This window comes from Allopusillimonas ginsengisoli, from assembly GCF_004153455.1.
Taxonomy (GTDB): Bacteria; Pseudomonadota; Gammaproteobacteria; order Burkholderiales; family Burkholderiaceae_B; genus Allopusillimonas; species Allopusillimonas ginsengisoli.
The window spans coordinates 513,119-535,353 of record NZ_SDQE01000002.1 but is presented as its reverse complement, the minus strand read 5'-3'; the positions used below and the strand labels follow the sequence as shown (position 1 = coordinate 535,353).

The 22,235-nt window shown below is 58.4% G+C and carries 22 protein-coding genes; 18 read left to right on the top strand and 4 right to left on the bottom strand.

What is annotated here, in order from left to right; genetic code table 11:
* Positions 1 to 109 precede the first annotated feature (109 nt).
* From hemA to phnY, 6 genes are all read left to right on the top strand, one after another.
* Positions 110 to 1,384 carry a glutamyl-tRNA reductase gene (gene hemA / locus ERE07_RS07485; RefSeq protein ID WP_130008176.1) on the top strand — a complete coding sequence of 425 codons (1,275 nt, stop codon included), beginning with the start codon at positions 110 to 112 and terminating at the stop codon, positions 1,382 to 1,384.
* A gap of 82 nt (positions 1,385 to 1,466) precedes the next feature.
* A complete protein-coding gene (gene prfA / locus ERE07_RS07480) occupies positions 1,467 to 2,546 on the top strand; it encodes a peptide chain release factor 1 (RefSeq protein ID WP_130008175.1) in 1,080 nt (359 codons plus the stop codon).
* A gap of 3 nt (positions 2,547 to 2,549) precedes the next feature.
* Positions 2,550 to 3,452, top strand: a complete 903-nt coding sequence (prmC, locus tag ERE07_RS07475; RefSeq protein WP_130008174.1) for a peptide chain release factor N(5)-glutamine methyltransferase — start codon at positions 2,550 to 2,552, stop codon at positions 3,450 to 3,452.
* A gap of 42 nt (positions 3,453 to 3,494) precedes the next feature.
* Complete coding sequence (gene grxD / locus ERE07_RS07470; protein ID WP_130008173.1) at positions 3,495 to 3,821, top strand: Grx4 family monothiol glutaredoxin; 327 nt, start codon at positions 3,495 to 3,497, stop codon at positions 3,819 to 3,821.
* A gap of 5 nt (positions 3,822 to 3,826) precedes the next feature.
* Positions 3,827 to 4,390 (top strand): UbiX family flavin prenyltransferase, encoded by a 564-nt coding sequence (locus ERE07_RS07465; RefSeq protein WP_130008316.1) that lies wholly within the window; start codon positions 3,827 to 3,829, stop codon positions 4,388 to 4,390.
* Positions 4,391 to 4,477: 87 nt separating this feature from the next.
* Positions 4,478 to 5,896, top strand: a complete 1,419-nt coding sequence (gene phnY, locus ERE07_RS07460) for a phosphonoacetaldehyde dehydrogenase (RefSeq protein WP_245153520.1) — start codon at positions 4,478 to 4,480, stop codon at positions 5,894 to 5,896.
* A 121-nt stretch (positions 5,897 to 6,017) separates the two neighbouring features.
* Here phnY and ERE07_RS07455 read toward each other — a convergent pair whose 3' ends face one another.
* The 3 genes from ERE07_RS07455 to folB form a co-directional block, all read right to left on the bottom strand.
* Positions 6,018 to 8,486 (bottom strand): mechanosensitive ion channel domain-containing protein, encoded by a 2,469-nt coding sequence (locus tag ERE07_RS07455; protein WP_245153519.1) that lies wholly within the window; start codon positions 8,484 to 8,486, stop codon positions 6,018 to 6,020.
* A 109-nt stretch (positions 8,487 to 8,595) separates the two neighbouring features.
* Positions 8,596 to 9,597, bottom strand: a complete 1,002-nt coding sequence (gene ttcA, locus ERE07_RS07450) for a tRNA 2-thiocytidine(32) synthetase TtcA (protein WP_130008171.1) — start codon at positions 9,595 to 9,597, stop codon at positions 8,596 to 8,598.
* A gap of 29 nt (positions 9,598 to 9,626) precedes the next feature.
* Complete coding sequence (gene folB, locus ERE07_RS07445; RefSeq protein ID WP_130008170.1) at positions 9,627 to 9,986, bottom strand: dihydroneopterin aldolase; 360 nt, start codon at positions 9,984 to 9,986, stop codon at positions 9,627 to 9,629.
* 44 nt (positions 9,987 to 10,030) lie between these two features.
* Here folB and ERE07_RS07440 point away from each other — a divergent pair, with 44 nt between their 5' ends.
* Positions 10,031 to 11,014: an NAD(P)/FAD-dependent oxidoreductase gene (locus tag ERE07_RS07440; RefSeq protein WP_130008169.1), complete on the top strand. Its 984-nt coding sequence runs from the start codon at positions 10,031 to 10,033 to the stop codon at positions 11,012 to 11,014.
* A 26-nt stretch (positions 11,015 to 11,040) separates the two neighbouring features.
* Here ERE07_RS07440 and ERE07_RS07435 read toward each other — a convergent pair whose 3' ends face one another.
* Entirely contained in the window at positions 11,041 to 12,834 is a 1,794-nt protein-coding gene (locus tag ERE07_RS07435) for a M61 family metallopeptidase (RefSeq protein WP_425330958.1), read from the bottom strand.
* A gap of 24 nt (positions 12,835 to 12,858) precedes the next feature.
* On the opposite strand from ERE07_RS07435, the gene ERE07_RS07430 reads away from it, so the two are divergent.
* The 11 genes from ERE07_RS07430 to ERE07_RS07380 all read left to right on the top strand — a co-directional run bounded on the left by ERE07_RS07430 (position 12,859) and on the right by ERE07_RS07380 (position 22,211).
* On the top strand, positions 12,859 to 13,635 hold the full coding sequence (locus ERE07_RS07430) for an enoyl-CoA hydratase (RefSeq protein ID WP_130008167.1): 777 nt from the start codon (positions 12,859 to 12,861) through the stop codon (positions 13,633 to 13,635).
* 120 nt (positions 13,636 to 13,755) lie between these two features.
* The gene (locus ERE07_RS07425) at positions 13,756 to 14,229 is read left to right on the top strand and encodes an ATP synthase subunit I (RefSeq protein ID WP_130008166.1); all 474 of its coding nucleotides are present in this window, start codon (positions 13,756 to 13,758) and stop codon (positions 14,227 to 14,229) included.
* Positions 14,230 to 14,286: 57 nt separating this feature from the next.
* Positions 14,287 to 15,165: a F0F1 ATP synthase subunit A gene (atpB, locus tag ERE07_RS07420; protein ID WP_130008165.1), complete on the top strand. Its 879-nt coding sequence runs from the start codon at positions 14,287 to 14,289 to the stop codon at positions 15,163 to 15,165.
* A 104-nt stretch (positions 15,166 to 15,269) separates the two neighbouring features.
* Positions 15,270 to 15,509: a F0F1 ATP synthase subunit C gene (atpE, locus tag ERE07_RS07415; RefSeq protein WP_130008164.1), complete on the top strand. Its 240-nt coding sequence runs from the start codon at positions 15,270 to 15,272 to the stop codon at positions 15,507 to 15,509.
* Between the two features lie 127 nt (positions 15,510 to 15,636).
* Positions 15,637 to 16,107: a F0F1 ATP synthase subunit B gene (locus tag ERE07_RS07410; RefSeq protein WP_130008163.1), complete on the top strand. Its 471-nt coding sequence runs from the start codon at positions 15,637 to 15,639 to the stop codon at positions 16,105 to 16,107.
* 14 nt (positions 16,108 to 16,121) lie between these two features.
* A complete protein-coding gene (locus ERE07_RS07405) occupies positions 16,122 to 16,661 on the top strand; it encodes a F0F1 ATP synthase subunit delta (protein ID WP_130008162.1) in 540 nt (179 codons plus the stop codon).
* 34 nt (positions 16,662 to 16,695) lie between these two features.
* Positions 16,696 to 18,237 carry a F0F1 ATP synthase subunit alpha gene (atpA, locus tag ERE07_RS07400; RefSeq protein WP_130008161.1) on the top strand — a complete coding sequence of 514 codons (1,542 nt, stop codon included), beginning with the start codon at positions 16,696 to 16,698 and terminating at the stop codon, positions 18,235 to 18,237.
* Positions 18,238 to 18,336: 99 nt separating this feature from the next.
* Positions 18,337 to 19,248 carry a F0F1 ATP synthase subunit gamma gene (atpG, locus tag ERE07_RS07395; RefSeq protein ID WP_130008160.1) on the top strand — a complete coding sequence of 304 codons (912 nt, stop codon included), beginning with the start codon at positions 18,337 to 18,339 and terminating at the stop codon, positions 19,246 to 19,248.
* A gap of 42 nt (positions 19,249 to 19,290) precedes the next feature.
* The gene (gene atpD / locus ERE07_RS07390; protein WP_130008159.1) at positions 19,291 to 20,712 is read left to right on the top strand and encodes a F0F1 ATP synthase subunit beta; all 1,422 of its coding nucleotides are present in this window, start codon (positions 19,291 to 19,293) and stop codon (positions 20,710 to 20,712) included.
* Positions 20,713 to 20,721: 9 nt separating this feature from the next.
* Positions 20,722 to 21,150, top strand: a complete 429-nt coding sequence (locus ERE07_RS07385; protein WP_130008158.1) for a F0F1 ATP synthase subunit epsilon — start codon at positions 20,722 to 20,724, stop codon at positions 21,148 to 21,150.
* A 257-nt stretch (positions 21,151 to 21,407) separates the two neighbouring features.
* The gene (locus ERE07_RS07380) at positions 21,408 to 22,211 is read left to right on the top strand and encodes a response regulator (protein ID WP_130008157.1); all 804 of its coding nucleotides are present in this window, start codon (positions 21,408 to 21,410) and stop codon (positions 22,209 to 22,211) included.
* Positions 22,212 to 22,235 lie beyond the last annotated feature (24 nt).

Below are 22,235 nucleotides of genomic sequence, written 5' to 3'. Positions count from 1 at the left end.
GGCTGGGGCAAATTGTCCCGGAAACACCCCCAAACAGATCAGGAAGAGGCCAAGAGGACTATAATCGGGAGTGTCCTCAAGTGCGTATGCGCACGCTTGTAACATATCCATGGCAGTCGACGTCCTTACTTTTGGCTTGAACCACGTTTCCGCCCCGGTTTCGGTGCGGGAACGCGTGTCGTTTCCGCTCGATGTGGTCAAGCCTGCGCTCGACGGCCTGCGGTCGGCATTCGGCGCTTCAGTCAAAGAAGCCGCCATTCTGTCTACCTGTAACCGTACCGAGATCTACTGCGCAGCCGAGCCGCAGGTGCAAGAGCATCTGCCCTCCTGGCTGGCAGAGTTCAATCGCGTTGAAGCGGGCAGTCTTCAGCCGCATCTGTATCAATATCATCAGAACGACGCCGTACGCCACGCTTTTCGTGTGGCCAGCGGGCTTGACTCCATGGTGCTGGGCGAGCCGCAGATTCTTGGCCAGATGAAAGACGCCGTACGCGCAGCCGAGCAGGCTGGCGCACTCGGCACGCTCTTGCATCAGCTCTTCCAGCGCACCTTCTCGGTCGCCAAAGAAGTTCGCTCGCAAACGGCCATCGGCACGCATTCGGTGTCCATGGCGGCGGCGGCGGTTCGTCTGGCTGAGCGCGTACTGGGCGATCTTTCCGAGTCCAATGTATTGTTCATTGGCGCCGGCGAAATGATCGAGCTCTGCGCCACGCACTTTTCCGCGACCAAGCCTAAGGGCATGGTTGTGGCAAATCGCACGCTCGAGCGTGCGGATACGTTGGCAACCCGTTTCATGGCCAAAAGCATGAAACTGTCGGACATCCCCGACAAGTTGGCCGAGTTTGATGTGATTGTGTCCTGTACGGCCAGTACGCTCCCCATACTCGGGTTGGGTATGGTAGAGCGGGTGACCAAGGTGCGCCGGCATAGGCCCATGGTCATGATCGATCTGGCCGTGCCGCGCGATATCGAAACCGAAGTCGGTCGTCTGGCAGACGTCTACCTATATTCTGTCGACGACCTCGGGCGCATGGTTCAGAGTGGCACGGATGCCCGCCGCGCGGCGGTGGTGCAGGCCGAAGCCATTATCGAAACCCGAGTCCAGGGCTTTATGCACTGGATGCAAAGCCGGGAAATCGTGCCGGCCATACTCGACATCCAGCAAGCGGCAGACCTGGTTCGCGAGTCTGAGCTGGAACGCGCACGGCGTGCACTGGCGCGTGGCGAATCGCCGGAACTGGTGCTCGAGCAACTGGCCCATGGCCTGACGCAAAAATACATGCATGGACCGCTGGCGGCGCTCAACCGCAGCGAAACCGAAGAGCGCCAGCAACTGATGGCATTGTTGCCGCGACTCCTGCCGCGCGTCGACCGTCGGCGTTAGCGCCGCTGCGCCTGTCCTGCCTTGCCTTGCGGATGCTCACCTGCATCTGTGTCTTTTCACCGCATTAACCCCCCCTTTGCTTATGAAAACCTCTATGCGAAACCGGCTGGAGCAGCTTGCTCACCGGTTGATCGAAGTTGATGCATTGCTTGCCGAACCCGAGATCGCGAGTGATATGGACCGCTTTCGCAAGATTTCGCGGGAACGGGCGGAACTCGAGCCTGTTGTCATCGCCTTCAATGCCTATGAATCGGCTGAAGCGGACGTGCAGACGGCGCAGGAAATGATGTCGGACCCCGAAATGCGGGACATGGCCGAAGAGGAGCTGAAGCTGGGCAAGGCTCGGATCGAAGAGCTTGAGAGCGAGCTGCAGGTGCTGTTGTTGCCGAAAGACCCCGACGACAGCCGCAGCGTATTTCTGGAAATCCGTGCAGGCACGGGGGGCGACGAGAGTGCCTTGTTTTCGGGTGATTTGCTGCGCATGTACAGTCGGTATGCCGAGCGCAACAATTGGCGGGTCGAGATCATGTCTGCCAGCGAGTCCGAGGTGGGTGGTTACAAAGAAGTGATTGCCCGGGTTGATGGCGATGGGGTCTACGGCCGGTTGAAGTTCGAATCGGGCGCGCATCGCGTTCAGCGAGTGCCCGAAACCGAGACACAGGGCCGTATACACACCTCAGCCTGCACGGTGGCCATCCTGCCGGAGGCGGATGAGCAAAGCGATATTGTCATCAATAGCAATGATTTGCGCATCGATACCTTTCGCGCCAGCGGTGCAGGTGGGCAGCACATCAACAAGACAGACTCTGCCGTGCGCATCACACACATTCCCACGGGGTTGGTCGTCGAATGCCAGGACGATCGCTCGCAGCACCGCAACAAGGACAAGGCCATGCAGGTGCTTGCCGCAAGGCTCAAAGACAAGCAGCAGCAGGAGGTGCACGACAAGGAGGCGGCCCAGCGCAAGAGCCTGGTGGGGTCGGGAGATCGCTCCGAGCGCATCCGCACTTATAACTACCCGCAAGGCCGTGTGACGGATCACCGCATCAACCTCACGCTGTATAAGCTGGGCTACATCATGGAAGGCGATCTGGACGAGCTCACTGGTGCGCTGCTGGCAGAGCATCAGGCGGCGCAACTGGCCGCACTGGGGCAGGACTGAGCCATGGGCGATAGCCTGCGCAGCCTGATGCGCGTATCGAGCCTGCCCCGGCTCGAAGCGCAAATGCTGTGGCAGCATGTGCTGCAAGTGCCGCGTGTCTGGCTGATTGCGCACGACACTGACACGCTGCCGCCTGAACAGATAGCACGGTTCCGCAAGCTGGAGCAGCGCCGGCTGCACGGCGAGCCGATGGCCTATATTCTGGGCAGCCGGGAATTCATGAGCCGCGAATTCCGTATAACGCCGGATGTATTGATTCCCAGGCCTGAAACAGAACTGCTGGTGGAGCTCGCGCTGCGGTTCCTCCGGATGCGCGAACAGCAGACCCGCGACCGCGTAGCGCAGGGGGAAACCCCCGTGCTCCGTGTTCTGGATCTGGGGACGGGGTCGGGTGCCATTGCGGTCTCCCTCGCGCTTGAATGCCCTGCGGCGCAAGTCACGGCAACGGACATCAGCCCCCGCGCCCTCGCTATTGCCGTTGAAAATGCCAGGATTTTGGGGGCCCGGGTCGAGTTTTTCTGCGGGACTTGGTACGATGCACTATTGCGTCCGGATAATACGGACAACGGCGCCGGCCCTAAACCCATCTCCCTCGCGAACAAATACGATCTGATCGTGTCCAATCCTCCTTATATTGCTGCCGCCGATACCCATTTACAGCAGGGTGATGTACGGTTCGAGCCTGCCCAGGCCCTGACAGACGGCGCAGATGGGCTCTCTGATCTGCAGGCCATTGCGCAAGGCGCCATGCAGTGGCTAAAACCAGGGGGCGGCTTGTACATGGAGCATGGCTGGGATCAATCGGCCGCAGTGCGCGATATCCTGCTCCGTTCGGGGTTCGGGCAGGTAAACAGTAGTGCGGATCTTGCCGGAATCGAGCGCGTGACCGGCGGTCTTTATAATTAGTTTTTTCCCTCAGGGGACAACATTTTCCCGATAGAGAGCATCATGAGCGACGTTCAAGATTTCATCCGCGAGACAGTGACTTCCAATCCGGTAGTGCTGTTCATGAAGGGCACAGCCCAGTTTCCACAGTGTGGCTTTTCCGGCCGTGCCATCCAGGTGCTCAAGGCATCTGGCGTGACCAAGCTGGTTACCGTCAACGTGCTGGACGACGACGAGGTTCGCCAGGGCATCAAGGAATTTTCCAACTGGCCCACGATTCCCCAACTGTACGTTGGCGGCGAATTCGTTGGCGGGTCGGACATCATTGCCGAGATGTACGAAAACGGCGAGCTCGAAACCACGCTGAAAGAGGCTGGGGCGCTTGCGTGAACACGCTGCGCCGGCTGGTTATAGGCGTTACGGGGGCAACGGGGGCCATTTATGCGGTGCGCATGCTGCAGGCACTGCGGGGCGTAGCCGATGTTGAGTCGCACCTGGTGGTTTCGCCGCCGGGTGTGCTCAATATCAAGTACGAGCTTGGCATGGACAGGCAGCAGGTGCATGCGCTGGCTGACAAAGTCTACAGTTTTCGCGATGTAGGTGCTGCGCTGGCGAGCGGTGGGTTTGCCACCGCCGGCATGGTTGTGGTGCCGTGCTCCATGCGTACGCTAGCGGCAGTTGCCCACGGGTTTTCCGATAACCTGATCACACGGGCGGCCGATGTGACGCTTAAAGAGCGCCGCCGGCTGGTCATGATGGTGCGCGAAACACCTTTCAATCTTGCGCATTTGCGCAACATGACGTCTGTGACCGAAATGGGCGGCATCATCTTCCCGCCCTTGCCAGCGTTTTATCACCATCCCAAAACGCTGGACGAAATGGTGGATCACACCGTCGCCCGCGTGCTGGAAATGTTTGATATCAATATCCCGGGCCCTCATTGGACGGGGATGGCGTGATACGCGCAGGCCGGATGCATGATGCACGCCGGCCAGGCATATACTGTTTGAATGGAGCAAGCTTTGGTTCAGGATCATCCCTTGTTCATGACAAAGCCCTTACTCCTGGGTGGCGAGCCCGCACATAGTGAGCGTTTTCTCGACGTTCATCACCCTTATACCGGGGCCCGCATTGGCGTCGTGGCGATGGCCACCGTCGATCAGGTCCGCGAAGCATTCCGCATTGCACAGGCGTATCGACCCGCGTTGAGCCGTTACGAACGCGCTGACATCATGAATCGCGCCGCCGCAATGTTGCGCATGCGCCTTGCCGAAGCAGCGCGTCTCATCAGTCTGGAATCAGGGCTTTGCCAGAAAGACGCCATCTACGAAATAGGGCGCGTGGCCGATGTGCTCAATTTTGGCGCCAACGAGGCCTTGCGCGACGATGGGCAGGTCTTCTCCTGCGATCTTACGCCGCACGGAAAGCGCCGCAAAGTCATTACCATGCGCGAACCGCTGCAGGGCGTGATTACGGCCATCACCCCTTTCAATCATCCGATGAATCAAGTGGCTCATAAGGTTGTGCCCAGCATTGCGACGAACAACCGCATGGTGCTAAAACCATCCGAAAAAGTGCCTTTGTCGGCTTGTTATTTTGCCGAGCTGCTTTACGAGGCGGGCTTGCCGCCGGAAATGCTGCAGATTGTCACGGGCGATCCTCGCGAGATTGCAGACGAGCTGATCGGCAATCCGCATGTTGATCTCATCACGTTCACGGGTGGCGTGGCCATCGGCAAACATATAGCAGCCAGGGCAGGGTACCGGCGTATTGTGCTGGAGCTGGGCGGAAACGATCCGCTCATCGTCATGGAAGACGCAGACATCGAGCGCGCTGCGGAGCTGGCTGTGCAAGGCTCTTACAAAAACTCGGGCCAGCGCTGCACCGCCGTCAAGCGCATGTTGGTGCACGCTTCGTTGGTGGGCGAGTTTACCGAAATGGTGGTAGAAAAAACGAGGCATTGGCGATATGGCGATCCCATGGATGCCGACACCGACATGGGTACGGTGATTGATGAGGCGGCTGCCATGTTGTTCGAACAGCGCGTCAATGCGGCGGTGTCTCAGGGTGCGCGATTGCTGATCGGCAATCATCGTGACGGCGCGCTGTACTCGCCGACGGTGCTGGACAATGTCCATCCGGACATGGCCCTGGTGCGCCAAGAAACCTTTGGGCCGGTGTCGCCTATCATCGTCTTCAAAGATATAGACGACGCCATCCGTATATCCAATGGCACCGCCTTCGGCTTGTCCTCAGGGGTCTGCACCAATCGCATGGATTACGCCACGCGGTTCGCCAACGAGCTGCATGTGGGCAATGTCAACATCTGGGAAGTGCCAGGATATCGCATTGAGCTCACGCCGTTTGGCGGCATCAAGGATTCAGGCCTGGGCTACAAGGAAGGCGTGCAGGAAGCCATCAAGTCCTTCACCAATGGCAAAACGTTTACGCTGCCGTGGGCGTGATTTGCTAAATGGAGTGCCTCCCGCGGCACCCCCAAGGCTTGCCGCACAGGGTTTGATGCCTGACGAATAAGCCCACCGCCCAGTTCTTTGACGTGCGTCGAAGGACACCTCTGCTTTGTTCTTACGTAGCGGGCTTGGGCGTAGGCCGCGTTGTCTGTCCCGGTGCAGGCACGGCGCCTTCCAGTTTTTCTTTCATCGCATCCACGCCCCGCACATCGACGGGGGCGGCGTAACCGGACTTGTCGCGCCCGAAGTGCACGACCGTCTGCGGATACGGTAGTTCGATACCGGCAGCGTCAAAGCGCTGCTTCACATACCGATTGAAGCCACGCTGCACAGCCCATTGATTGCCCGGCGTCGTCTTGATCAGCACGCGTATCGTAAAGCCCCGTTCGTTCAGGGCGGTTACGCCCGGAATATCAATGTCTTCCAGAATTTCCGGCGCCAACGCGGCATCCGCTTTCAGATCCTGGAAGGCCAGGCGCAACTGGGCAATGGCTTCGTCGACGCTTTCGCGATGCGCGATGTTGTATTCACCGTAGTGATAGCCAAAATCGCGCGTGTGGTTGGACACCCTATCGATAACGGAAAACGGAATCAGATGAAAGCCGCCATCCAGCGTCCGTATCATGACGGAACGAATCGTGATTTTCTCGACTGTGCCAAACAGCCCGGCGACCTCAACGATATCGTTCGTGTTCATGCCGTTTTCCAGCTGGATGAACACCCCCGTGATGACGTCCTGCACCAGCTTCTGCGCGCCAAAACCGATGGCCAGGCCCGCGACGCCGGCGCCCGCAATGAGTGGGCCAATATTGATACCTATCTGCGACAGCAGGATCAGGATTGTCATGGTCGCGATCACAATGGCCGTCGCATTGCGGAACAGCATCAACAGCGTTTTTTCGCGTTCGGTTGCCCGCCTGACCCCCTGGCCACCCATGCGGTGTTCAATGATGCTGGCGACAATGGTCCAGCTCAGCGCGGCAAAGCCAAGAATGATGGCGATGCGAAACAGGTGTCCCACAACAGTGCGGCCGCTCGCGGATTCCAGCCATCCGACCAAATCGAACGCATGCCAGGCGTCGAGCACAACGAGGGACACAATGATCAGAATCAGCAGGCGCACCATTCTTAGGGTCGCAGGTACGTAGGAGTTCAGGCGTCGTTCCAGCGATGGGAAAGACTGCCGCCAGCGATCCGGCAAGGCCAGGCGATGCGCCAACAATCGGGTAAGGATGCCGCCCAGCAGCATGCCCAGGATGACAGCTGCCACGCTCTGTATTGTGGCGCTGGCCATGAACTCAAGCGCTTCGTGCTGATTGGTCTGGCTGACAACCAGCAGCACGGTGAAGTAAGCGATGGCCAGCACATGCCACAATCGCCCCAGTACTCTCAACAGCGTTCCCAGTATCGCAATGCTGGATGATTCTGCGTGGTGCAGCAGGCCGGTGCGTACCGTTTTCCGGTTGCTCCAGACAACCCTTACCGCATAGATATAAATGCCCAGCATGATCAGCAGGCCAACGATCTGCGCGACAGACGGCAGGAACACGGCCTCGACGATAGGCACAACGGCCATGAGTGCGTAGCCAGTCAGCCCGATCAGGCGAGTCAGCCAATGATTCCAGTAGTTTGCCGCTTCTGGGGAAATCGGCAGCAGGCGCAGGTGATCGTACCGCGTGGCGAACACGCCGCGCGACAGGGCCTTGACGACTTCAATCATGAAGAACGCGCTCAGGAACTGGAGCGCAAAAGTGGTGTGACTGCTGCTTTGCGCAAGTGTGATCGCGCAAAGGTAACCGGCCAGCGCGGCGAGAAAGGTGGCCGATACATCAATAAGCAAGGCGGCGATAACGCCCAGAAGCTTGCGACTCAGGCGTACGCCGGGAAATCGTCGCTGCGCGGGGCCCATGCTCTCTTCGGGCGTGGGGACGCGCGGGCCGAACAATGGCTGGCCATTGTCTTTCTGTATCCATACGTTCAGCCGGGTAAAGCCGACCTTGGCGACCAGACGCAGCAGCAGGTAGGCAACCAGCACGGCAATCACCGTGGCGAGCAGCACTTTGAGCGCGGGCGCAGCGCGTTGTATGGGGGCGCCGGGTACGGATTGCCCTGTCGCCAGTGCCTTGATGACTTCGTTGGTTTGCGAGAAGTCCTTGGCCAGGCTCGTGGTGAAGTTCTCCAGCTGCAGGGCAAGGCGCTGCGAGAGAGGAAGGTCGGCTTCTGCCTGGGGGGATGCTTCCGTGCCGACAGCCGGTGTTGCGGATGATGAAGCGCCATCGCCGTCAGAAGGGGCCATGGCGCGCAGTTGCTCGATCAACTGCTTTCTGGTCTTGTCGTTCTCCAGCAGGTTGGCCAGCGCGGCATAGGACGCCCCTTCGACCGCAGCGCCCTCCTGTGTGGATGGGTTGGAGCGGCCTGCTTCGCTTGAGGCAGGCTGGCTTGAATCAGCAGCAGATGTGTCTTCTGCCGCCCAGGTTGGATTTCCGGCTGCCACCATGCTGATCAACAGCAATATCGGCATCAGTGTCATCAGGCGCGTCCAGATGCGCCGGCTCAAAGTGTCGTTGGCCGTACTCAGCTTCACTCGGCTGTCTCCCTCTGGCGATGTGCAAAAAGAAAAAAGCACGTGGTCAACGTGCTTCATCTTTTTCAAGGGTAACATCCACACTGCTTGCTTGTCAGTCCCGCAGACATCAGGGTTGATGGCGTGACCGCGCAACAATCCTGGGAATCAGTGTGTCGAGGCCGCCATTGTTGTCGGGCGCGTCATCGTCAAGGTGGGCAGCCGAGGGTGGCGGCACATCGAAGTCTTCGGCATCAAATGCTTTGTCGCCGTTCTCGAACGATTCGCCATTGGCCGTGATGCCCACGAAATCAAACAGCTCGCGGTCCATCAGGTGGGTGGGCACAACGCGCGACAGGGCGCCAAATATATTCCAGGAGCGCCCGGGGAAACTGCGGTCCCACTCTGCAATCATGCGGGTCACTTCCTTGCGTTTCAGGTTTTCCTGTGAACCGCACAGATTGCAGGGGATGATGGGAAACTGCTTGTATTGCGCATAGCTGATCAGGTCTTTTTCAGGCACATAGGCCAGCGGGCGGATGACGATATGCTTGCCATCGTCGGACATCAGCTTGGGCGGCATGGCCTTCATGCGCCCGCCGTAGAACAGGTTCAGGAAGAAGGTGCCGAGGATATCGTCGCGATGATGGCCCAGCGCGATCTTGGTTGCGCCCAGTTCGCTGGCGACCCGGTACAAAATGCCGCGCCGCAGCCGCGAGCATAGCGAGCACATGGTCTTGCCCTCGGGGATGACCCGGGTAACGATGGAATAGGTGTCTTGCGTTTCGATATGGAAGGGGACGCCCAGGCCACGCAGGTATTCAGGCAGGATATGGTCAGGAAAACCGGGCTGTTTCTGGTCGAGATTGACGGCAATGATGTCGAAGTCGATGGGCGCCCGCGCTTTCAGCGTCAGGAGGATGTCCAGCAAGCTGTAGGAATCCTTGCCGCCCGAAAGACAGACCATGACCTTGTCGCCATTTTCGATCATGTTGAAATCGTTGATGGCGCGCCCGGTTTCGCGTATAAGACGCTTGGCCAGCTTGTTGTCGTTGTGCCGCTGCTTTTGGGCGCGGCGGCTGTCGGCGTCTGGAGAGTCAGTAATGGTTGTCTGAAGCGTATCGGATTGCATGGCAAATGGGAATGGTGTCGCTGTGAGGATCAGCGCCCGCGCTGGAGCTCTATACCCACGGAAGCGCAGTCGGAAAACGCCAGTGGCTTGCTGATGCGTATTTTAACGTGCTGCACGGCGGGGAAATCAGCCAGAATGCGTTCCACCACGCGTTCACTCAGCGTTTCGAGCAGATTGACGTGCGATCTGGTGCACTCATCGACGACAGCGTTGCGCAACAGGCGATAGTCGAGCACGGTTTGTATATTCTGGTCGTGTACTTCCTGCGTGACGTCGACGTCGAACTCGGCATCGATATGCAGTGGCTGGGTTGCGCGCAGTTCGTGTTCGAGGATACCGATGCGTGCGTCGAGCGCAAGCTGCGAAAAGAAAACGCGTCGTGTGGGCATAGTCGGGCCTTGTAGAATAGATTGAATTGTATGTTGGAATTCATATGAACGCAGGCACTATCCCCTATGACGCGGCAATTGTGGGCGCCGGGCCGGCAGGCGTTTCCTGCGCAGTCTGGCTCGCGCGCCTGGGCTTGCAGCCTGTGCTGCTCGAGTCAGGCGACGCGGTGGGCGGCCTGTGTCGCAGCCATCCGTTTGCCGATGAGTGGAATGCGTCGCTGCCCGGTGCAACAGGTCCCGAGGTCGCTGCCAATCTTGCAAGAAGCCTGACACAGGCGGGTGTGGATACGCGACTCTCCAGTCGGGTTGAGCGCGTCGATGCCATGGCCTTGGCAGCCGATACGCTCGCCTCTGGTTTTGCGCTGCGCGTGGCGGGCCTGCCCGATCCGCTGTATGCCCGCCATTTGGTGTTGGCGACGGGTGTGCGCGCGCGCGCGCTGGCTCAGGCAGAGAACACTGCTCTGCGGACAAGGCAGGCAGGTCATTGTCCGGGCGGCATTCCGGCAGGCACGGCATCTGTTCCGCAAACGGATGGCATTCTCACAGGCCCGGGCAGCCATATCGTTGCCCAAGACTTTCGCAACAAAAAGATTGCGGTCTTGGGCGGCGGCGATAATGCTTTCGAAAATGCGCTCTATGCGCTGGAGCATGGCGCCCGTACTGTTCGCCTGTTTGCGCGCACCGTCAGGGCGCAGCGCCAGTTCGTGCATCAATTCCCGCTGGACGCTGTCACAGTCGGCGACTATGTCGTTGATGCGCAGGCCCGCACGGTAAATGGCCAACCGTACGACCTGATCATGGTGTTCTATGGTTGGGAGCCGTGCACGCGCTTTGCCGCTACCCTGAACCTGAGGCGCAGTGCACGGGGTTTTATTGCCACGGATCAGGCCACCGCCCAGACCAGCTTCCCCGGCGTGTATGCAATAGGCGAAGTCGCCCAGCGCCAGCATCCTTGTGTCGTAACTGCCTTGGCGGACGGGGTGACCGCCGCCAAAGCGATACAGGCCAGGGTCGAAGCGGGGCGCTGAATCCTTCTGGCAACGCCCGACCGTATTTATTGAGTGCCGGGTGCCGGTTCGATGCGTGTGAGCACGCATTCGCTTTCAGGCGGCGCCGCCAGCGTGAGGCTGAAAACACGCAATTCGTCACGCCTGAATACATGGGCTTGCACGACATCGCCTGGCTGATACGCCGCCAGCAATTGGTTCAAAGACGCCGCATCGCTAACCCTCAGACCGTCCAGGGCAATCAGGGTATCGCCAGCGGAAAGGCCGGCCTGGTGTGCGGCGCCACCCTCGTAAACGGTGGCAAGCTTTGATTCCCCCTGTTCGACCTTGATGCGAGCCTGCAGCGAGGGCAGATTGTTTGTCGGCTTCCAACTGAGCGCAATACCCTGATGGGCCAGCAAGGTATCGAGCGGTACGTCTTCGCGGCCCATAACATAGCGCTCGATAAACGACGACACATCGATGCCGGTTGCTTCGCGAATAAGGCCGGGCAACGCCTTTTCCGGAACACCTTTCCCGCCGCCCTGGTAAAAGTCGCGTCCGTAACGCTCCCAGAGCAGATGCATGACATCATCCAGCGAACGCCTGCCATCAGTGGCTTGGCGCAGGGTGATATCCAGCCCCAGCGCAACCAGTGAGCCCTTGGTGTAGTAGCTGACCAGGGCATTGGGTGAGTTCTCGTCCTGCTTGTAGTAGCGCGTCCAGGCGTCAAACGAGCTTTCAGCCACGCTTTGCTTGAAACGCCCGGGGGCGCTATGGACGCTGCTGATAGTCTTGCCCACCATGCGCAGGTAATCTGCTTCGGTGATGACGCCGGCCCTCAGGAGCATCAGATCGTCATAGTAAGACGTGAAGCCTTCGAACACCCAAAGCAAGGTGGTTGGCGTGCTGCGGGTCAGGTTATACGGCGCAAAGGCGGCAGGCTTGATGCGTTTGACGTTCCACGTATGGAAATATTCGTGGCTTACCAGGCCAAGAAACGTCTGGTAGCCCTCGCCCGTGTCGGTCCGCCCCACAGTGGGCAGGTCGCGTCGCGACGCCATCAGCGCTGTCGAGGCGCGATGTTCCAGACCGCCGTATCCGTTATCCGTGACAGTGGTCATGAACACATAGCGATCAGCGCTGTCCAGGAATGGCGCGGTGTGGGTGTCAGGTTCGAAAAACGAAATCTGCGTGCTGCAAATGCGGCGCACATCGACAGCAATGCGCTGAAGGTCGAGATTGGGTATGACGCCGGTAAAAACCAATTCGTGCGGGGCACCGTGCACGCGAAACCTCGCGACCTGCGGCGTGCCCATTTCGACGGGATGGTCGATCAGGGCGTCGTAGTCTGGCGCGCGGTACATGCCGAAGCCATGTCGCGGCGCAGCATCCGCATGGCCGGCTGCCTCCGGCAGGCTGGTGTAGACCTTCCAGTTGCGAGCGTGAGGCGGAGGGCATAGTTTTACGTGACATGGCAGGGCTTCTTGGCCCTGAACGCACAGGAACACACTGGTGCCGTTAAAGAAGGCATGGCGCTCGTCGACATGCGCGCCACGCACGGAAAGATCCCAGGCATAAACGGTATATTCAACAAGCAGCGGTCCCGTGACCGGGGCGCAGCGCCAGGTATGATCGCCCGTCTTGCGAAGCGCGACTGGCCTGTTGCGGCAAGTGGCCGAGATTTGTTCGATTTGCCTGGAAAAATCCCGAATCAGATAGCTGCCAGGGATCCAGGCGGGCAGCGACAGTACTTGGCCGGTGGACGATGGCTTTTGAATGAGCAACTGAATTGTCATCCGATGACCAGACGGATCGCTGGGCGTTACGGTATAAAGTATGGATTCTTTTCTCATCCCCATATATTAACTTTGTCAGGAGACGGCATGAGCGAGCCTATGATCAAGACCGAAACACGTGGCCGGATAGCCATCATCACTCTGGATCGGCCCAAGCAGCTGAACGCGCTGAGCAACGAGCTGATCGATCAGCTGGCGGAGGCCATGCGCGCATTCGACGCCGACGAAGGCATCAGCGTCATGGTGTTGACGGGCAGCGAAAAGGCTTTTGCGGCCGGCGCCGATATTGGCGCCATGCAGAGCTGGTCGTACATGGATGTATATAAAAAGGATTATCTGGGCGGCAACTGGGATTCGCTCAGACGCATACGCAAGCCAATCATCGCGGCCGTTGCGGGTTATGCGCTCGGCGGTGGCTGCGAGCTTGCCATGACTTGCGACATTATCATTGCCGCGGATAACGCCCGATTTGGCCAGCCTGAAATCAAGCTGGGTGTCATACCCGGTTTTGGGGGCACGCAGCGGCTGCCGCGCGCAGTGGCCAAATCCAAGGCGATGGATCTTGTGCTTACCGCCCGCATGATGGATGCTGAAGAAGCCGAGCGTGCCGGGTTGGTCTCTCGCGTGGTGCCGCTGGACAAATTGATGGACGTAGCCCTGGAGGCCGCCACTGCGATCGCGTCGATGTCGCTGCCCTCCGTGATCATGGCCAAGGAGTGTGTCAACATGGCCTACGAGGGCTCGCTGAACGATACATTAATGTTCGAGCGTCGTAATTTTCATGCCTTATTTGCCACCGAAGACCAGAAAGAGGGCATGACCGCCTTTGTCGAGAAACGCAAGCCGGCATTCAAGCATCGCTAACAAAATGTAGGTAGCAACCCACAGATTATTGCCTTACAAGTTGCTTACGAATAAAAAATAAAGCTATACTCCATGGGTTTGACGCCTCGCAGTAATTAAATAGGTATGCGGTCGCTGGCAATGGATACAAACGATGTTCAACGCGGCTGCGAACCTGACGATACAGCAGGGGGGGCGGGTGCCGAAAGGTTGTCTCTGAGTGAGCACGACCGCGCGGCCATACATCTACGTGCAAGCAAAGGACTCGTCCGGGCGCTGGTTGCCCAGACGGTCATGCTGGGTGCAGCAATACTGGTGTGTGGTCTGGTTTCCGGGGCGGCTGCGGCATGGTCCGCGCTGATCGGAGGCGGTGCCTACCTGATCCCAAATGGGTTGTTTGCGTTGCGTTTGCTGGCAGGTCTCTGGGGGCCGGTAACATCCACTCCCTTCACCTTTTTCGTGGGTGAGGCTTTCAAGCTGGGGGCTGCGGTGCTTACGCTGGGCCTGGCCGCCTGGCTGGGGTCGGGCTGGATAGTCTGGCCGGCCTTGCTGGTTGGTCTGTTGTGTGTATTGAAAGGCTATGTGCTGCTGTTGCTGTTTCGCAGGTTGCCGTAGTTGTTTTATTGATTCACGGGCGTTGCGCGCTCGTTAACGGGATAAAGGTTCATTCAGATGGCTGCTAGTGATATATCGCCACAGTCCGGGTACATTCAGCATCACTTGGTTCACCTGAATAACGCCGGCCAAAAGCAGTCGGCCATCGCTGATTTCGGTTTCGTCAACTACGATTCCCTTTTCTGGGCCATTCTTACAGGCCTGGTTGTTGTCTTCTTTCTCTGGCGCGCCGCCAAGCGCGCCACCACGGGAGTTCCTGGCCGCTTCCAGGTTTCCGTCGAAATGCTCGTCGATATGGTCGAAGAGCAGGCCAAGAGCATTATTCCCAGCGCAAAATCGCGTCTTTTTGTATCGCCGCTTGCGCTCACCGTGTTTCTCTGGATCATCCTGATGAACATGCTCGACCTCGTGCCTGTCGATATCCTGCCCTGGATCTTCAAGGTAACCGGTCTTGGCACTCATCACGGCGACATTCTCTATTATCACCGCATCCTTCCCACTGCCGACCTGAACGTGCCCATGGGCATGTCCCTGGGCGTGTTGCTCCTGATGTTCTACTACGGCATCAAGATCCACCATCCCGGCGGTTTCGTGAAGGGTCTGTTTACCGCGCCCTTCCACGCTCCGGGCCTTGCCGGGCTGGTGCTTGCTCCGTTCAACTTCCTTTTGAACTGCATCGAGTACGCTGCCAAATCGGTTTCGCTGGGCATGCGGTTGTTCGGCAACATGTTTGCCGGTGAACTCATTTTCATGTTGATCGCCCTGCTTGGCGGCGCATGGACGGGCTTTAATGGCGCAAGCTTGGGCTTGGGTATTGGTCATATATTGGCGGGTTCGGTGTGGGCTATTTTCCACATTCTGATCGTGCTGCTGCAGGCCTTTATCTTCATGATGCTGACCCTGGTTTATGTTGGTCAGGCTCACGATAGCCATTAAATAGGTTTCGGTGCAGGTGGATTCGTCCGCCGGCCGGGGGTGCAGGATTTTCTTGCGATACTTTTTGACTTTTTGATTACACGGTTTTTAACCAAGGAGTTGTCATGACCAACGTTGCTTTCGTTGCTCTTGCTTGCGGTCTTATTATTGGTCTGGGTGCTATCGGTGCTTGCATTGGTATCGCTCTGATGGGGGGCAAATACCTGGAAGCTTCGGCTCGTCAGCCTGAACTGATGAACGCTTTGCAAACCAAGATGTTCCTGCTGGCCGGTCTTATTGACGCCGCCTTCCTGATCGGTGTCGGTATCGCCATGCTGTTTGCGTTCGCCAACCCCTTCGTTTAACAGGGCAAACGCAGCCCGCTTTTTGCGGGACAAGCAGCCGCAGGCGGCCCGGTGCGCGCTTGCGGCTTGAATATCAAGTGTCATGTGGCGTCGCTGCCTGGCACGAGTGGCTTAAAGGGAAACGACCGTGAATTTAAACGCGACTCTCTTTTTTCAGATGATCGTGTTTTTCGTGCTAGGCTGGTTTACGATGAAATTCGTATGGCCGCCGCTCACGAAAGCAATGGATGACCGCCGCCAGAAAATTGCCGATGGCCTTGCGGCCGCCGACAAAGGCAAGGCGGATCTGGCTCAGGCTCAGGCGCGCATCAGCCTGATAGAGGCTTCTGCCAAAACGGAAAACCATGCTCGCATGGTCGAGGCCGAGAAACAGGCCGCAGTCATGATAGACGAAGCTCGCCGCGAAGCCGAGGCCGAAAAGGCCCGTATTTTGGCTCAAGCTCGTCAGGACGCCGTCCAGGAAGTCCAGCGCCTGCGCGAAGGTCTGCGCAATGATGTGGCCGTGCTGGCGGTCAAGGGTGCAGAGCAGATTCTCCAGCGCGAGGTCGATGCACAGGCTCATGCCAAGCTGTTGGATCAGCTTAAGGCTCAACTCTAGACTCAGGGCAAGCCATGGCTGAATTATCGACTATTGCCAGACCATACGCCGAAGCGCTGTTCGCTGCGGCGCTCGACGACCAGGCAGGCCTGGAGTCCTGGTCCGGTCTGGTTTCCGAACTTGCCCAGGTGGCAAGTATGGAAGACGTGCGCGAAGCGCTGACTGATCCGCGGCTCAATGCGGCCCAGCGTGTCGACCTGTTTGCCGGGCTCATCAAAACCCCGCTTTCGGCCGCAGCGCGCAATTTCATAGAACTGTTGGTCGACAACAACCGCATCCTGTTGTTGCCGCAGATCGCCGAGCAGTTCGACGTGCTCAGAAACCAGCGCGACGGTACTGCGCTGGCACAGATCACCAGCGCCTTCGAGCTCAGCGATGAGCAGGTCGGAGAGCTGGTGTCGGGGCTCGAGAAGAAATTTGGCCTCAAGCTCAAACCGGCCGTTACGGTGGACCCCGCCCTGATCGGCGGTGTACGCGTGCTCGTCGGCGATCAAGTACTTGACACTTCCGTGCAGGCCCAATTGGCCCGCATGCGCGATGCTCTGGTCGCCTGACGCGGCCAGTTAACAGGATTCCAGGAGTCTGAACATGCAACTTAACCCGTCAGAGATCAGCGAACTGCTCAAGAGCCGCATTGAAGGCCTGGGCGCGTCCACAGACGTTCGCACACAAGGCACGGTCGTATCCGTGACCGACGGTATTACCCGCATCCATGGTCTGTCTGATGTGATGCAAGGCGAAATGCTTGAATTCCCGAACAACGTGTTCGGTCTGGCGCTCAACCTTGAGCGCGATTCCGTTGGCGCGGTGATTCTGGGCGAGTACACCGGTGTTTCCGAAGGAGATCCGGTCAAGACTACCGGTCGCATTCTCGAAGTGCCGGTCGGCCCCGAACTGCGTGGCCGTGTTGTCGACGCGCTGGGTTCTCCCATCGACGGCAAGGGCCCCATCAACGCCAAGGCCACCGACATCATCGAAAAGGTCGCGCCGGGCGTTATTGCACGTAAATCCGTGACGCAACCGCTGCAAACAGGTACCAAGGCCATCGACGCCATGGTGCCTATTGGCCGCGGTCAGCGCGAACTGATCATTGGTGACCGTCAAACCGGCAAAACAGCTGTTGCGGTTGATACCATCATCAACCAAAAAGGCCAGAACGTCACCTGCGTGTACGTCGCTATCGGGCAAAAGGCTTCCACGATCAACAACGTGGTTCGCAAGCTCGAAGAGCACGGCGCCATGGAGTTCACTATCGTTGTGGCCGCCGCGGCGTCCGAATCGGCCGCCATGCAGTATCTGGCTGCCTACTCCGGGTGTACCATGGGCGAATACTTCCGCGATCGCGGTGAAGACGCCTTGATCATTTACGACGACCTCACCAAGCAAGCCTGGGCCTATCGCCAGGTGTCGCTGTTGCTGCGCCGCCCGCCAGGCCGCGAAGCTTACCCCGGCGACGTTTTCTACCTGCACTCCCGCCTGCTCGAGCGCGCTGCCCGGGTCAACGAAGAGTATGTCGAAAAGTTCACCAATGGCGAAGTCAAGGGCAAAACAGGTTCGCTGACGGCGCTGCCCATCATCGAAACCCAGGCCGGCGACGTCTCCGCTTTCGTGCCGACCAACGTCATCTCCATTACCGACGGCCAGATCTTTCTGGAAACCGACCTGTTCAACGCGGGCATCCGTCCCGCCATCAATGCAGGTATTTCGGTGTCGCGCGTGGGCGGTTCCGCTCAGACCAAGGTCATCAAGAAGCTGTCCGGTGGTATTCGTACCGACCTGGCCCAGTATCGTGAGCTGGCCGCTTTTGCGCAGTTTGCGTCCGACCTCGACGACGCCACCCGTCGCCAGCTCGAACGCGGTAAGCGCGTGGTCGAACTGCTCAAGCAGCCCCAGTACCAGCCCAACTCGGTGTGGGAACAGGCCGTGTCTCTGTTTGCCGTCAACAATGGCTACCTGGACGATCTCGAAGTCGAACAGATTCTGCCCTTCGAGAAGGCGCTGCGCGATTACCTGCGCAGCAAACAGGATGCATTGATCCAGCGTATCCAGGACAAAAAAGAACTGTCCAAGGAAGACGAGGGCGAACTGGTCGCCGCCATTCAAGAGTTCAAGAAGCACGGTGCTTATTGAGTGAAGGCACGGATGGCCGGGCAGGGTAGCCCGGGCGTCCGACCGTAAGGCGGGAACTGCTCAGGCGGTCCCGCTATAACGCCCTTTCAGGAAAGAGCGATGGCCGGAATTAAGGAAATTCGAACCAAGATCAAGAGCGTGCAAAACACGCGCAAGATCACCAAAGCCATGGAGATGGTTGCGGCATCCAAAATGCGCAAAGCGCAGGACAGGATGCGTGCTGGCCGTCCCTATGCGACCAAAGTGCGCGAGATTGCCGCCCATCTGATGCAGGCACATCCCGATTATTCGCACCCTTACATGATTGAACGTACCGACGTACGCTCAGTCGGCGTTGTGGTTGTCACGACAGACAAAGGCCTTTGTGGCGGCTTGAACACCAACATTATGCGTCTTGTGCTGGCTCGCTTGAAAGAGTTCGAGCAAAAAGGCGTCAAGACCCAATTCACGGCGTTCGGCAACAAGGGCGCGGGCTTGCTTACCCGTATACGTGCCAATCTGGTGTCCCAAGAAGTTCAGCTGGGCGATGCGCCCAACCTCGAGCGCCTGATTGGTGCAGTCAAGGTTCAGCTGGACGACTTCGTTGATGGCAAGATCGACGCTGTGTACCTGGCCACCAATCGTTTTGTAAACACCATGAAGCAGGATCCCAGCTTCATTCGTCTGCTGCCTTTGCCCAGCAGCCTCGTCGACCCCTTCCTCTCGGAAGCGGACAACGAAGAAATGGAAGCGGGCAAGGTCAAGTCGACCTACGGCTGGGATTACATCTACGAACCCGACTCCAAGACCGTGATCGACGAGCTGTTGCTGCGTTACGTCGAAGGTCTGGTGTTTCAGGCGGTAGCGGAAAACATGGCTTCCGAGCAGTCGGCTCGCATGGTCGCCATGAAGGCGGCATCCGACAACGCCAAGAAAGTCATCGGCGACCTTGAACTGGTCTACAACAAGACCCGTCAGGCAGCCATTACCAAAGAAATTTCAGAAATCGTGGGGGGAGCTGCCGCTGTGTAATCAGCAAGGCATCCCGTCAAAGATATTTAGCAAGGACTAAACATGAGCAACGGTACCATCGTTCAGTGCATCGGCGCCGTGGTGGATATTCAGTTCCCCCGCGACTCCATTCCAAAAATCTACAACGCGCTCAAGCTTGTCGACGAAAGCTCCGCTTTTGCCGAAAAAGGCCTCACTTTCGAAGTGCAGCAGCAACTTGGCGACGGCGTCGTCCGTACCATTGCCATGGGTTCGTCCGACGGCCTGCGCCGCGGCATGGAAGTCGCTGACACCGGTGATGGCATTTCTGTCCCGGTCGGTGAAGGCACCCTGGGCCGCATCATGGACGTTCTCGGCCGCCCCATCGACGAGCGTGGTCCCATCCAGAGCGACGAAACCCGGGCCATCCACCAGGAGGCTCCCAAATTCGATGAGCTCTCTCCTTCGGTTGAGCTGCTCGAAACCGGCATCAAGGTTATCGACCTGGTTTGTCCGTTCGCCAAGGGCGGTAAGGTTGGCCTGTTCGGTGGCGCCGGCGTGGGCAAGACCGTCAACATGCTTGAACTCATCAACAACATCGCCAAGGCGCACAGTGGTCTGTCCGTGTTTGCCGGTGTAGGCGAACGTACTCGCGAGGGTAACGACTTCTACCACGAAATGGCAGAGGCCGGCGTTATCAAGATGGATAACCTCTCCGAATCCAAGGTTGCGATGGTGTTCGGCCAGATGAACGAGCCTCCCGGCAACCGTCTGCGTGTGGCGTTGTCTGGCTTGACCATGGCCGAGAAATTCCGTGACGAGGGCCGCGACATCCTGTTCTTTGTGGATAACATCTATCGCTACACCCTGGCCGGTACGGAAGTGTCCGCGCTGCTGGGTCGTATGCCTTCTGCCGTAGGCTATCAGCCAACGCTCGCCGAAGAAATGGGTAAGCTGCAAGAGCGCATTACGTCGACCAAGACCGGTTCGATCACATCGATCCAGGCCGTTTACGTGCCTGCCGATGACTTGACCGACCCTTCGCCTGCGACCACCTTCCTTCACCTGGATTCCACCGTCGTGCTGTCGCGTGACATCGCTGCGCTGGGTATTTACCCCGCTGTTGATCCGCTCGACTCCACCAGCCGTCAGCTTGATCCCCAGATTGTGGGCGAAGAACATTACGGCGTGGCCCGTGGCGTGCAGCAAACACTGCAGCGTTACAAGGAATTGCGTGACATTATCGCCATTCTGGGCATGGACGAGCTCTCTCCTGAGGACAAACAGGCCGTGGCGCGCGCGCGCAAGATCCAGCGCTTCCTGTCGCAGCCCTTCCACGTGGCCGAAGTCTTTACCGGCAGCCCCGGTAAATACGTGCCGCTGGCTGAAACCCTGCGCGGCTTCAAGATGATTGTCGAAGGCGAGTGTGACGCACTGCCCGAGCAGGCGTTCTACATGGTTGGATCCATCGACGAGGCTTTCGAGAAAGCCAAGAAGATTCAATAAGGAATACTCATGGCCACATTGCATGTTGACGTAGTCAGCGCAGAAGAATCGATTTTTGCCGGCGAGGCAAAGTTCGTGACGCTGCCTGGCGAGTCCGGCGAGCTGGGCATACTGCCCGGCCACACGCCGCTGATTTCGCGCATTCGTCCTGGCACCGTCAAGGTTGTGCAGGCCGATGGCACCGAAATCGGCATTTTCGTGGCCGGCGGTATCCTCGAGGTTCAGCCGGGGATGGTTACCGTATTGTCCGACACGGCAATCCGCGCAGAAGACCTCGACGAAGCCAAGGCACTGGAAGCGCGCAAACAGGCTGAAGAAGCGCTGCGCAACGCCAAAGACAAGGAAGACATTGCCGTTGTCGAAGCCGAGCTCGCAATGCTGGCAGCCCAGGCTGCCGCCGCCCGCAAACTCAGGCACATGCGCCGCAGTTCGCATTGATAAGCTGAAAGCGCGCTTGCCGCGCGCTTTCATTCAGACATCAAGCGCTAACCGCCGGGTATTGGGCGCAAAAAGTTTTTGAACAGCACCCCAGAAGTCGGATTGATATTCCGATCTCTGGGGTGCTGTTTGCTTTTGGTGCGTCTTGTGTGTTCTTGCGCGCACATTAGTAGTTTCCGAATTGTTGTTTTTGCGAATTGTTCCTATTTTCATCCATCGCTATCATTTTTCTCATTGACACTTTTTAGGAAGTAAATATGAGGGAACATCTCGATTGCGCCGTCCTGGTCACCACATGCAATGATCGCTGGATCAACCTGAACGCTTATCCCTCCGTCTCGGCACGTCTTCAGCTCAGGCCCGTGTGCGACAAGCTCGATATCAACAAGCCGGGTGCGACAAACGTGCTGGCTGATCATGCGATGCACCTGTGCCGCTTCGATGCATGCTTGCTTCCCGTGAGCCAGGCCAGCCTGGCGTGGACGCGAACCCTGCTCTCGGCCAGCCAGCACAGCATCAAGACACCTTTGCTGGTACTGGCCCGCGATCTCAAAGCCGCGGCAATCAACGACCTTTTCACACTGGGTATTGCGGATTTCATGCGTGACCCGCTTTGCCTCGAAGAACTGCGCGTTCGCATCGAACGCCTACTCGACAAGCGACGTAACGGATCGCCCGCCAAGCCAGCACGCATGGTTGTGCGTGATGCCAGCCTTGCGCACTATCGCGTAGGCGAAGCCATTATTTGTCCGACATCGAGGCGGGCAGTCTCTGACACCCCCGGCCCTGGCAAGGCGGAGCTGGAAGCCTTCGCGGTTGCATCGGCGTCTCGTTACACATCTTCGTCAGAGTCATTCCGGCGGGCAAAGGGCCGGGTCATTGAGCATTTCGAGCGCGCTTACATTACTGCTGCTCTGAGCCGTAATTCGGGCAATATCGCCATGGCCGCACGGGCCGCGCAGAAGCATCGCCGGGCTTTCTGGGAGCTTATGCGCAAGCACAGTATCGATGCCACGGCGTTCCGAACCAAGCAAAATACAAATACCCTCACAGACGGGTAAAATCAAGGGTCTTGATCAAGAGGA